Origin of the sequence: Bradyrhizobium sp. 23, assembly GCF_023073295.1 — a bacterium.
GTDB lineage: Bacteria > Pseudomonadota > Alphaproteobacteria > Rhizobiales > Xanthobacteraceae > Bradyrhizobium > Bradyrhizobium canariense_D.
Genome location: NZ_JADPJF010000058.1, coordinates 20,141 through 31,954 on the forward strand (window position 1 = coordinate 20,141; position 11,814 = coordinate 31,954).

The following is an 11,814-nucleotide window of genomic DNA, read 5'->3' on the forward strand; positions in this document are numbered from 1 at the left end:
GGGATCGACCAGCGGCGAGCAGCCGAGCACGGCAAGCGCCGCCTCGGTCTCGCGGTCGATTACCTCGAGCTCGATCCCGGTCTCGGCAGCGACGCGGCTGCGAAAGCCTTCGGCATTCGAGGCGGCGCGGCACGCTTCGGTGGCGATCAGCCGCAGCCGCCGCGCTTTGCGCAGGTTGATCTTGTCGCGGCAGATGCCAAGCGCCACGATGGCGCGTTCGATCGCGGCCTCGCTGATGCACCCGGTTGCCGAGACGCCCTCGCCGAGCCGGATGATGCGCGAGAAGGAATCGACCACGCGAAAGCCGTCGTGGGTCGGACAGGCGATCAGGAGCCTGCAATTGTTGGTGCCGAGGTCGAGCGCCGCGTAGACGCCGGTTCCCGGCGCTTGCGCGCCGACGGCCGGTTCAGTGGCGAACGCCGCCGCCATCGACCCCAGCTCACCGTGCGGCGCAAGGCCGTCGCGGAGCCGCGTGTGGTCATTCATACAAACTGTCTTTCCGCGGCCGGTTAGGCCGATCTGGAATTGCTTTTTCGCCTGAAACATTAGCAGCGCACCAATCCTGCGCAACAACGCATCACATGGGACCATGCCCATTCGTGCGTTGTCGTGAGCGGGCCGGTGGGTTATTTTTGAGGGGTCCGGACCCCAGGCGCCCCCCAAACCGCGCATTTGCCGGCTTTTCAGGTCAATTCCATGCAAGAACACACCAAATCCTCCACGCTCGAAAACGCTATTGCACTGCAAAAATATGGCGTCGGGCAGCCGGTCCGCCGCAAGGAGGACGATACCCTGGTGCGCGGCAAGGGCCGCTACACCGACGATTTCAACCTGCCCGGCCAGGCCCATGCCGTGATCGTTCGCTCGACCCATGCCCATGGCGTCATTCGCGGCATCAACATCGATGCAGCCAGAGCGATGCCGGGCGTGCTCGGGGTGTGGACCGGCAAAGACCTCGATGCGGCCGGCTACGGCCCCTTCACCTGCGGCCTGCCGCTGAAGAGCCGTGACGGCTCGCCCCTGCTCCAGACCAACCGCCAGCCGCTCGCAACCGACAAGGTCCGCTTCGTCGGCGATCCCGTCGCCTTCGTGGTGGCGGAGACGCTGGCCCAGGCGCGCGACGCGGCCGAGGCGGTCGAACTCGACATCGAGCCGCTGCCGGCGGTGACCGATCCCGAGGAAGCCGCAAAACCCGGCGCGCCGCAACTGTACGACCACATCCCGAACAATGTCGCGCTCGACTACCACTATGGCGACACCGACAAGGTGAACGCGGCCTTCGCCAGTGCTGCTCACGTGACCAAGGTCGACATCGAGAACACCCGCGTCGCCGTGGTCTCGATGGAGCCACGCGTTGGCCTTGCCTCCTATGACAAGAAGACCGAGCGCTACACTCTTCAGGTGCCCACGCAGGGGGTGGCAGGCAACCGTGCCAATCTCGCCAAGAATCTGAAAGTGCCGAACGAAAATGTGCGCATTCTCACCGCCAATGTCGGCGGCTCCTTCGGCATGAAGAACATCAATTACCCCGAATACATGTGCATCCTGTACGCGGCGAAGACGCTGGGACGACCGGTGAAGTGGCTGGACGAGCGCTCGACCAGCTTCCTCTCCGATAGTCACGGCCGCGCGCAGAAGATTCATGCCGAGCTCGCGCTGGACGCCGAGGGGCATTTCCTCGCCGCCAAGCTCTCGGGTTACGGCAATCTCGGTGCCTACATCACCGGCGTTGCTCCCAGTCCGCTCTCGCTCAACACCAGCAAGAACTTTTCCAGCGTCTATCGCACGCCGCTGATGGCCGTCGACATCAAGACGGTGCTGACCAACACCACGTTGATGGGCGCCTATCGCGGCGCCGGCCGGCCCGAGGCCAACTACTACATGGAGCGGCTAATCGACCGCGCCGCGGACGAGATGGGCATCAACCGGCTGACCCTGCGGAAGCGCAACTTCATCAAGCAGAACCAGATGCCGTTCGCCGCGTCCTCCGGCGTCACCTATGACAGCGGCGACTTCCAGGCCGTCTTCAACAAGGCCCTCGAAATCTCCGACCACGAGAATTTTGCCAAGCGCAAGAAGGAGAGCAAGAAGTCCGGCAAGCTGCGCGGCATCGCCGTCGGCTCCTATCTGGAGGTGACCGCACCTCCCGGCGTCGAGCTCGGCAAGATCGTGTTCGATCCCGATGGCTCGGTGCAGCTCATCACCGGGACGCTCGATTACGGTCAGGGCCACGCATCCGCATTCGCGCAGGTCCTCTGCCAGCAGCTCGGCGTTCCCTTCGACAGCGTCAAGCTGGTGCAGGGCGACAGCGACATCGTCCACACCGGCAACGGCACCGGTGGCTCGCGCTCGATCACCGCGACCGGCATGGCGATCGTGGGCGCCGCCAAGCTCGTGATCGAAAAGGGCAAGCGCGCCGCCGCGCACATGCTGGAGGCATCCGAAGCCGACATCGAATTCGAAGGCGGCAGTTTTACGATCGCCGGCACCGACCGCAGCATCGACATCATGGAGCTCGCCAAGCGCCTGCACGACGGCAAGATGCCGGAGGGCGTGCCCGACAGCCTCGACGTCGATCACACCAGCGAACCGGTGCCGTCAGCCTTCCCGAACGGCTGCCATGTCGCCGAGGTCGAGATCGACCCTGAGACCGGCGTCGTGCAGATCGTGCGCTACAGCGCGGTCAACGATTTCGGCACGGTGATCAACCCGCTGCTGGTCGCAGGCCAGCTCCATGGCGGCGTCGTCCAGGGCATTGGCCAAGCTCTCATGGAGCACGTCCGCTACGACGAGAGCGGCCAGCCGATCACGGGCTCGCTGATGGACTACGCTCTGCCGCGCGCCGAGGACGTTCCGAACATGACGGTCGGCGACCACCCGGTGCCGGCCACGACCAATCCGCTCGGCAGCAAAGGCTGCGGCGAAGCCGGCTGCGCCGGCAGCCTGTCGACGGTCGTGAACGCGGTGATCGACGCGCTCTCCGAATACGGCATCAAGCACATCGACATGCCGCTGACGCCGGAACGCGTGTGGCGCGCGATCCAGGATGCGAAGGGGAAAGCGGCGTAAAGGGCGTTCCGTCGTCGCCACAAACTCCGCTGTCATCGTCCGCGAAAGCGGACGATCCAGTATTCCAGAGACGGTCGTGGGATACGGAGGAGCCTCGGCGTACTGGATTCCCCGCCTTCGCGGGGAATGACAGCGAGTGTGAGGACGCGCTGTGCTCCTTCCCTACGCCGCCGCCTGCTCGCGCGGCTGGTAGATCGCGATGTGCTGGCAGTGCGCCAGCGGCGTCGTGCCGTTGGCAACCACCAGCGCGTCGAGCTCGACGAAGCGGTGGCCCTTCTTCTCGTAGTTCGCGGTGACTTTGGCCCGCGCGGTGATCTCGTCACCGGCGCGCGCGGCTGACAGCAATTGCATGCGGCTGCCGACATGGATCCAGGGGCCGAGGATCGTGTTGTCCACCAGCACGCGGTTCATGACGCGCTGGATCAGGCCGGGATGGCCGAGCCCCTCCTGGGCGAAGATCGGATCGGCCTCACGGATGTCGGCGAGATAGTCAGCTGCGTCCTGCCCGGCCCAGCGGCGGGGCGTCGTGCCGAGCCATTTGCCGGTCTCGAATGTTGCCGGGTTGACCGGTTTGCGCTCGACGATCGCGGGGACCTCGACATAGTCGCTCCACGATACCGCAGTCGCAGTCACCGGTAGCGACGCCGTGCCGGTGGCACAGAGCTCGGTGCGGCTGAACACCTCGATGGTGAGCAGGCCGTTGTGCTCGGTCGCATCGACGTCGGCGGTCTCGCCGTCATAGACCGGCTTGATGAAACGCGCCTCGATCAGCCCGCGGGACAGGAAATCGCGGCCCCAGCGCGCCACCGGCACATGCATCATGTAGGCGAAGACGTCGACGCCGGGGACCAGCCCGCCGGAAAAGCCGAAACGGCGCGCCACATTGTCGTCATGCATCTTGTTTTCGGATTGCTTGGCCGTGTTGTAGGCCTCGACGCGATAGGTTTCGAGCCGGTTCGGCATGGCTTGGCTTTCCCCAATTTCTTGTTGTTTCGGGCCGATCGTAGGCCCTGAGGAACCGGGGTCAATCCCCTCGCCTTTGCGGCCCGAATGGGGTACCACGCGGCTGCTGCGGAACCGCTTCGCAAGCCCCATCTACGGACAATGACGAACCCTCAAAACACCACCCGCATCTATGTCGACGCCGACGCCTGTCCGGTGAAGGACGAGATCTATCGCGTCGCCGGCAGGCACGGCCTGCCCGTGAGCGTGGTCGCGGGCAATTTCATCCGCGTGCCCCAGGATCCGCTGATCGAGCGGGTCGCCGCGGGTGCCGGCATGGACGCAGCCGATGACTGGATCGCCGAACGCGCCGGGCCCGGCGACATCGTCATTACCTCGGATATTCCGCTCGCAAGCCGCTGCGTGAAGGCCGGCGCCGATGTGATCGCGTCCAACGGCAAGGCGTTCACCGAGGAATCGATCGGGATGACGCTCGCGGTCCGCAACCTGATGACCGATTTGCGCTCGGCCGGCGAAGTCACCGGCGGTCCGAAATCGTATTCACCGCGCGACCGCTCGACGTTTCTGTCGACGCTCGACCAGACCATCCGCCGCATTCAGCGCCGCCGCGCCGACCAGGCCGCAACAAGACAGGACTGAGACACCGCATGGCGCCACCGCTGATTCAACTGCGCGATATCAAGCTGACCTTTGGCGGCACGCCGCTCCTGGCGGGCGTCGAACTGTCGGTTTCGACCGGCGAGCGCGTCTGCCTGATCGGCCGCAACGGTTCCGGCAAATCGACGCTGCTCAAGATCGCCGCCGGCCTGGTCGAACCGGATGGCGGCAGCCGTTTCGTGCAGCCCGGCGCCACCATTCGCTACCTGCCGCAGGAGCCGGATTTTTCCGGTTTCTCCACCACGCTCGCTTATGTCGAGGCCGGCCTCAATGCTGGCGACGACCACTATCAGGCGCGCTATCTGGTCGAGCAGCTCGGTCTCAGCGGCGAAGAAGATCCGGCGCATGTCTCCGGCGGCGAAGCGCGCCGCGCCGCGCTGGCACGCGTGCTGGCGCCCTCGCCCGACATCCTGCTGCTGGATGAGCCGACCAACCATCTGGATCTTCCGACCATCGAATGGCTGGAGAGTGAACTGGAGAGCCGCCGCTGCGCGCTGGTGATCATCAGCCACGATCGGCGCTTCCTCGGCAATCTCTCGCGCAGCACCGCCTGGCTCGACCGCGGCCAGATCCGGCAGATCGACCGCGGCTTCAGTGCCTTCGAGGCTTGGCGCGACGAGGTGCTCGCGGAGGAAGAGCGCGACCAGCACAAGCTCGACCGCAAGATCGTCAACGAGGAGCACTGGCTGCGTTACGGCGTCTCGGGCCGCCGCAAGCGCAACGTCAAGCGACTCGGCAATCTCCACGCGCTGCGCGACCAGCGCCGCACCCATCGCGGCGCGACGGGCAACGCCAACCTCGCGGCTGCCGAGGCCGACAAGTCCGGCAAGCTCGTCATCGAGGCCAAGAATATCAGCCGGTCCTATGGCGAGCGAAAGATCGTCGACGGCTTCTCGATCCGCGTCCAGCGCGGCGATCGCATCGGCATCGTCGGCCCGAACGGCGCCGGCAAGACCACGCTGATCGAGATGCTGACCGGCGGCAGCGCACCGGACAGCGGCAGCATACGGCTCGGCGCCAACATCGAGATGGCGACGCTCGACCAGCATCGTGAAAGTCTCGATCCGAAGACGACGCTGGCCGAGGCGCTGACCGGCGGCCGCGGCGACCATGTCATGGTTGGCGGCAAGCCGAAGCATGTCGTCAGTTACATGAAGGACTTCCTGTTCGCCCAGGAACAGATGCGCACGCCGCTGGAGGTGCTGTCGGGCGGTGAGCGCGGCCGGCTGATGCTGGCACGCGCGCTGGCAAAACCCTCCAACCTCCTGGTGCTGGACGAGCCGACCAACGACCTCGACCTGGAGACCCTCGACGTCCTCGAGGAGATGCTCAGCGACTACGAGGGCACCGTGATCCTGATCAGCCACGATCGCGATTTTCTCGACCGCGTGGTGACGTCCGTGATCGTGCCCGAGGGCAACGGACGCTGGCTCGAATATGCCGGCGGCTATACCGACATGCTGGCCCAGCGCGGCGCCGACGTGAAGCGCGCGACTGCGAAGGCCGTCGAAGAGACGAGAGAGCAGCGATCCATCGCGCCTTCCAGCGTCCCGAAACGACGGCTGACCTTCAACGAGCAACACGCGCTGGAGACGCTGCCCAAGACCATCGCCAAGCTGCAGGCCGAGATCGCCAAGCAGCAGCGCTTCCTTGACGACCCCGATCTCTTCCGCAAGGATCGCAAGCGCTTCGACCAGGCTTCCGACGCCCTGACGAAGGCGCAAAAGGAACTGGCCGAGGCCGAAGACAAATGGCTGGAGCTCGAAGTGCGGCGCGAAGAGATTGAACAGGCCTAGCGTGCATTTCGCAAAAGTGGGCACCGCTTTTGCAAACAGGATGCGCGCCAACTCAGAGATTTCCATGACAACGACCCTTGCCGCCAAGATCGCCCGTGAGTACGGCACGCCCTGCGCCGTCATCGATATGGACAAGGTCGAGCGCAACATCGCGCGGATCCAGAAAGCTTGCGACGACGCCGGAGTTGCCAACCGTCCCCACATCAAGACGCACAAGAACCCAACGATCGCCAGGATGCAGATTGCGGCCGGCGCCAAGGGCATCACCTGCCAGAAGCTCGGTGAAGCCGAGATCATGGTCAATGCCGGTGTCGACGACATCCTGATCAGCTACAACCTGCTCGGCGATGAGAAGATGGCGCGGTTAGGGGCGCTGCAGGCGAAGGCCAACATGACGGTCGCCGCCGACAATTCGACCGTCGTTGCCGGCCTGCCCAAGGCCGCTGCGGCCTCAGGCCGACCGCTGTCGGTCGTGGTCGAATGCGACACGGGACGCAAGCGCGCCGGCGTCGAGACGCCCGCCGAGGCCATTGCCCTGGCGCAGGAGATTGCTGCATCCAAGGGACTGCAATTCGCCGGTTTCATGATGTATCCGACCGAGACCGGCTGGGCGGACGCGCAAAAATTCTATGACGAAGCTCTGGCCGGCGTGCGCGCACACGGGCTGGATGCAAAAATCGTTTCGACCGGCGGCACGCCGAACCTGAAGAACCTCGGCAAGCTCAAGGGCGGCACCGAGCATCGCTTCGGCACCTACATCTATAACGACCGCATGCAGGTCGCGGCCGGCGTCGCCACCTGGGACGACTGCGCGCTGCACATCTATTCGACCGTGGTCAGCCGCGCCGCGCCTGAGCGCGGGATTCTGGACGCCGGCTCAAAGACTCTGACGACGGACACCGGCGGCCTCGACGGCCACGGCCTCATCCTGGAGCACCCCGAAGCGAAGATCGCACGCTTCGCCGAGGAGCACGGCTTCCTCGACCTCTCCCGCAGCAACACCCGGCCTAACGTCGGCGACGTCGTGCGGGTCGTGCCAAATCATGTCTGCGTCGTCGTCAACATGATGGACGAAGTGGTGATGGTGCGCGGCGAGGAGATCATCGGCACGCTGCCGGTGGCGGCACGGGGGAAGCTGCGATAGCTAGCCCCCGATCAGTGCCTCGAGTTCCCGGACCAATCCATCGCGAAAGAGTTTGATCGGCCGCTCCAGCCGACCGGCGGGGGCGCGATGCACCACCCATGCGCGCACGGCGGGTTTGAAGTCGCGCGCAGCGACCGGCTTGAGCCTGTCGCGAAATGGGCTACGCTTGAGGGCGATCGGGGTGACCAGCCCGACGCCGAGGCCGCGCGACACCAGCGACAGGCGGAGCTCACTGTCCAGCGCCTCGACGGCGATGTTGAACGGAAGATGCGAGGCATCGAATTTTCGCTTCAGCGTATCGCGAAATCCACAGCCGTCCTGGTTGATCACCCACGACAGTTGGGACAGCCGTTCCAGGTCGACGGTGCGCGGGATCTTCATCTCGCGTGCGACGACGAAGACGACGGGCTGCGCGCCGAGATCGTCGGCCGCCAGATCGGCGGGCGGCACTGCACCGTCGGGGAGACAAATCGCGGCTGCATCGAGCTCGTTGCGGCAGACACGCTCGAGCTGGTTCGGCGACCAACCGGAGACCACCCGCACCGCCAGCGCGGGAAATTCGGCGCGCACCGCATCGAGTGGTGCGGTCAAGCCCGCTTCCGAGAGAAACGGCGTCAGGCCGAGCCTGAACTCGCCGCGGACCATTCCGTCGCTGGCAACGCCCGACTTGAGGTCGTCCAGCATCCTGAGCAGGCGCCTGCCCTGCTCGTAGGCCTCATGCCCCGCTGCCGTCGGCTTCAGGGGCTTCGAGAGCCGATCCAGAAGCTGCGCCCCCAACATCTCCTCGAGATTCTGGATGCGTCGGGTCACGCCAGGCTGGGTGAGATTGAGACGCGCCGAAGCTGCGACAATCGATCCGGTCTCGACTACGGCGACGAAAGCGACGAGGTCATGGGTATTCATAACAAACCCGCATATTCTTTATCGGCTTATTTGAATTGTAGCATATTGCTCGCTCCGCTTAAAGGGTCCCGCGCCACAGCTGCGAGGTCCCATGACTATCTCCGAAACCGCCAGGCCCGCGTCCCGAAACCAGCTCGCCGAGGGGCCCCTGATCTGGCTCGGCGCGATCACCGCCGGTGTCGTCGTCACCAATCTGTTCGCGCCGCAGATCCTGCTCGGCCTGATCGGCCGGTCAATGTCCATGCCGGCGTGGCAGGCGGGGCTGATCAGCACGCTGACCTTGCTGGGCTACGCACTCGGCCTGCTGCTGCTCGTACCTCTGGTCGATCTGGTCGAGAACCGGCTTGTCATCCTCCGCACACTCGGCTGCGCGATCCTCGCCGCTCTCGCGACGGCGCTCGCGCCGACGCCCTCGCTCCTGCTGCTCGCCACCTTCATCCTCGGCGCCTGCGGCGCGGCGATCCAGATGATGGTTCCGCTGGTCGCATCCATGGTGGCACCGGATCGCCGCGGCCAGGCCATCGGCGAGGTGATGGGCGGATTGATGATCGGCATCCTGTTGTCGCGACCTGCGGCGAGCCTGATTGCAGATCTCTGGAGCTGGCGTGCATACTACGTCGTCTCGGCCGCTCTGATGGCCCTGCTTGCCGGCGCACTCGCCCGTTACCTTCCAACTCTTCATCCGACTGGACGCGCGAGCTACGCCGAATTGCTTTTGTCCTTCCCAAGACTGCTGCGCGAAGAGCCGGTGCTGCGCGTGCGGGCCTGGACGGCATCGCTTGTCATGGCTTCCTTCACGGCGTTCTGGTCGGCGGTCGCGCTACGGCTGCCGGAGGCGCCGTTCGATCTTGATGCCAAGGGAGTTGCCGCTTTTGCACTGATCGGTGTGGCGGGCGCCGCGGCGACACCGATCGCGGGACGCTGGGGCGACAAGGGCCGGGCGCGGCCGATGTTCTTTGCCGCCCATCTGCTCATCATCGGCTCGCTTGCGCTCTGTGCCTGGGCGAGCGTGCTTGAATCCCAGATCACCGGTCTGCTGGTACTGAGCCTCGGCACGATCCTGCTCGACGTCGGCATCACCACCGATCAGACGCTGGGCCGCCGCGCCATCAACCTGTTGCGCCCCGAGGCCCGCGGTCGCATGAACGGCCTGTTCGTCGCGCTGTTCTTCATTGGCGGTGGCATCGGCGCGGCGGCGGCATCGCTGGCCTGGAGTTTTGGCGGCTGGACGATGGTCTGCGCGGTGGCGGCAAGCTTCGGCGTGCTCGGTCTCCTCACGGATCTCGCAACCCGGACCGGGACGTCATGATGCGGATGGTCAGGACGACAGTTGGACGAGCCGTCGCAACACACCCCTGCCCGCCGCAGCTCCCGTCGCGAACGAGGCCTGGAGCAAATAGCCACCGGTCGGCGCCTCCCAGTCCAGCATCTCACCGGCCGCGAACACGCCCGGCAGCTTGCGGATCATGAAGTCCGAGTCGAGTTCATCGAAGGAAATCCCGCCGGCGCTGGAGATCGCGCGCGCGATCGGCGCGACGCCTATGAGCTTGATCGGCACGGCGTTGATGAGCTCCGCCAATTGTTCAGCCGACATCGCCGACAACGACTGGCCGGCACCGATGGCGACTTCCTGCAACAGCCCGCCCGCGACCGGCGACAGCTGCGCAGCCTTGCGCAGGAAGTTGGAGAAGGATTGCTTGCCGCGCGAGGCGGACAGGCGCTTGACGAGTTCGCCATGATCGACATCCGGCCGCAACGCGACGTGAAGGACCGCTGCGCCGTTCGCTGCGATCGCCTCGCGCAGCTCGGCCGACAACGCATAGATCGCCCCGCCCTCGATCCCGCCGCTTGTGATCGTGGCCTCGCCGCGGGCGCGGTGTGGGCCGAAGGACAGCGTGATACCCTTGAGCGGTTGGCCCTCGAAGCGCGTGCGGAAGATTTCGGACCAATCGACGGTGAAGCCACAGTTCGCCGGCCGCAGCGGCGAGATCGCAACGCCTTTGTCGGCCAGGATCGTCGTCCAGCCGCCATCGGAGCCTAATCGCGGCCAGCTGGCGCCGCCGAGTGCCAGCACCGTGGCGTCCGCGGCGATGGCAGCGCCGCTGCCGGGTGTGTCAAAGACCAGCCGTCCGTCCCCGTCCCAGCCCATCCAGCGCTGGCGAAAGGCAAAGCGCACGCCGGCGGCATCGAGGCGCCGCAGCCAGGCCCGCAGCAAGGGCGAGGCCTTGAAGGCCTTCGGAAACACACGCCCGCTGGAGCCGACAAAAGTCGGCTCGCCCAGCGCCTCGCTCCAGGCGCGCAGCGCGTCAGGCGGAAACGCTTCGATCGCAGCCTGCAACCTCTGCGCCGCCTCGCGGTAGCGCGTGATGAACTGAGGCAGCGGTTCGCTGTGGGTGAGATTGAGCCCGCCGCGGCCGGCCATCAGGAATTTGCGGCCAGCGGACGGCATCGAATCGTAGACGGTGACGCGAGCACCACCCTGCACGAGCACTTCGGCCGCCATCAGACCGGCAGGGCCGGCGCCGATGACGGCGACCGCTGTCAGAGTTTTACCCCGGCGCGCGCAGCGGCTTGCGCCACGTATTTCTGCGTCTGCTCGAAAGCTCCCTGCAGCGCCTTCGCCTTTGACATGTCGCTGATCTCGGCGAAATGCGCCGCGACCGCATCCGGGGTCCACTCGGACTCCGGCAGGTTGATGCCTTCGCTCTCGACGATCTTGATCACCGCGAACGAGCCGGCGCCGGCGCCCATGATGGTGCGGGTCGGCGCGTCCTCGCTCAGCATGTACTCGACCGCGGGCGTGATCGCGTTCGGCTTCATCAACTGCAGCGCCTGCGGCGGCAGCAGCTCTTCCGTCATGCGGGTCGCTGCCGTCGGCGAGATGATGTTGACGCGGATGTCGCTCTTGCGGCCTTCTTCCGCCAGCACGTTCATCAGGCCGACCATGCCGGACTTGGCCGCTCCGTAATTGGCCTGGCCGAAATTGCCGTAGAGGCCGGAGGACGACGTCGTCAGGACGATGCGGCCATAGTTGCGATCGCGCATGCCGGCCCAGGCCGCCTTGCAGCAATAGAAGGTGCCGACGAGGTGCACGTCGAGCACCTTCTGGAAATCGGCCGCTTCCATCTTGCCGAACGACTTGTCGCGCAAAATGCCGGCATTGGCACACAAGAGGTCCACGCTGCCCCACTCCTTGGTGGCGCGCTCGACCATCGCGGTGACCTGCTCGAAATTCGAGACGTCGGCGCCGTCGGCCATGGCGGTGCCGCCCGCCTTGCGGAT

At 65.7% G+C, this 11,814-nt stretch carries 9 protein-coding genes and 1 pseudogene; 5 read left to right on the top strand and 5 right to left on the bottom strand.

What is annotated here, in order from left to right; genetic code table 11:
* Positions 1 to 486: pseudogene (locus IVB32_RS13645) on the bottom strand (Ppx/GppA family phosphatase); the annotation flags it as partial.
* 210 nt (positions 487 to 696) lie between these two features.
* Here IVB32_RS13645 and IVB32_RS13650 point away from each other — a divergent pair.
* Complete coding sequence (locus IVB32_RS13650; protein ID WP_247370811.1) at positions 697 to 3,069, top strand: xanthine dehydrogenase family protein molybdopterin-binding subunit; 2,373 nt, start codon at positions 697 to 699, stop codon at positions 3,067 to 3,069.
* Between the two features lie 162 nt (positions 3,070 to 3,231).
* Here the strand turns inward: IVB32_RS13650 and IVB32_RS13655 are convergent, their stop codons facing one another.
* The gene (locus IVB32_RS13655; protein ID WP_247370813.1) at positions 3,232 to 4,032 is read right to left on the bottom strand and encodes a hypothetical protein; all 801 of its coding nucleotides are present in this window, start codon (positions 4,030 to 4,032) and stop codon (positions 3,232 to 3,234) included.
* 141 nt (positions 4,033 to 4,173) lie between these two features.
* Here IVB32_RS13655 and IVB32_RS13660 point away from each other — a divergent pair, with 141 nt between their 5' ends.
* From IVB32_RS13660 to IVB32_RS13670, 3 genes are all read left to right on the top strand, one after another.
* The gene (locus IVB32_RS13660; protein WP_007609125.1) at positions 4,174 to 4,671 is read left to right on the top strand and encodes a YaiI/YqxD family protein; all 498 of its coding nucleotides are present in this window, start codon (positions 4,174 to 4,176) and stop codon (positions 4,669 to 4,671) included.
* 8 nt (positions 4,672 to 4,679) lie between these two features.
* On the top strand, positions 4,680 to 6,485 hold the full coding sequence (locus IVB32_RS13665; RefSeq protein ID WP_247370814.1) for an ATP-binding cassette domain-containing protein: 1,806 nt from the start codon (positions 4,680 to 4,682) through the stop codon (positions 6,483 to 6,485).
* Between the two features lie 64 nt (positions 6,486 to 6,549).
* Positions 6,550 to 7,629: an alanine racemase gene (locus IVB32_RS13670; RefSeq protein ID WP_247338091.1), complete on the top strand. Its 1,080-nt coding sequence runs from the start codon at positions 6,550 to 6,552 to the stop codon at positions 7,627 to 7,629.
* On the opposite strand, the gene IVB32_RS13675 is transcribed toward IVB32_RS13670, so the two are convergent.
* Positions 7,630 to 8,532: a LysR family transcriptional regulator gene (locus IVB32_RS13675; protein ID WP_247369239.1), complete on the bottom strand. Its 903-nt coding sequence runs from the start codon at positions 8,530 to 8,532 to the stop codon at positions 7,630 to 7,632.
* A gap of 91 nt (positions 8,533 to 8,623) precedes the next feature.
* On the opposite strand from IVB32_RS13675, the gene IVB32_RS13680 reads away from it, so the two are divergent.
* Entirely contained in the window at positions 8,624 to 9,841 is a 1,218-nt protein-coding gene (locus tag IVB32_RS13680) for an MFS transporter (protein WP_247370817.1), read from the top strand.
* A gap of 9 nt (positions 9,842 to 9,850) precedes the next feature.
* On the opposite strand, the gene IVB32_RS13685 is transcribed toward IVB32_RS13680, so the two are convergent.
* The gene (locus IVB32_RS13685; RefSeq protein ID WP_256466579.1) at positions 9,851 to 11,077 is read right to left on the bottom strand and encodes a TIGR03862 family flavoprotein; all 1,227 of its coding nucleotides are present in this window, start codon (positions 11,075 to 11,077) and stop codon (positions 9,851 to 9,853) included.
* Positions 11,074 to 11,814 (bottom strand): SDR family NAD(P)-dependent oxidoreductase (locus IVB32_RS13690; RefSeq protein ID WP_247410599.1); only part of this gene is annotated, 741 nt, incomplete at its 5' end. The genes IVB32_RS13690 and IVB32_RS13685, both read right to left, overlap by 4 nt.

Excerpts from the sequence above, each read along its gene's own strand:
- IVB32_RS13650 (WP_247370811.1), top strand. The coding sequence starts at position 697 with ATGCAAGAACACACCAAATCCTCCACGCTCGAAAACGCTATTGCACTG.
- IVB32_RS13655 (WP_247370813.1), bottom strand. The coding sequence starts at position 4,032 with ATGCCGAACCGGCTCGAAACCTATCGCGTCGAGGCCTACAACACGGCC.
- IVB32_RS13660 (WP_007609125.1), top strand. The coding sequence starts at position 4,174 with ATGACGAACCCTCAAAACACCACCCGCATCTATGTCGACGCCGACGCC.
- IVB32_RS13665 (WP_247370814.1), top strand. The coding sequence starts at position 4,680 with ATGGCGCCACCGCTGATTCAACTGCGCGATATCAAGCTGACCTTTGGC.
- IVB32_RS13670 (WP_247338091.1), top strand. The coding sequence starts at position 6,550 with ATGACAACGACCCTTGCCGCCAAGATCGCCCGTGAGTACGGCACGCCC.
- IVB32_RS13675 (WP_247369239.1), bottom strand. The coding sequence starts at position 8,532 with ATGAATACCCATGACCTCGTCGCTTTCGTCGCCGTAGTCGAGACCGGA.
- IVB32_RS13680 (WP_247370817.1), top strand. The coding sequence starts at position 8,624 with ATGACTATCTCCGAAACCGCCAGGCCCGCGTCCCGAAACCAGCTCGCC.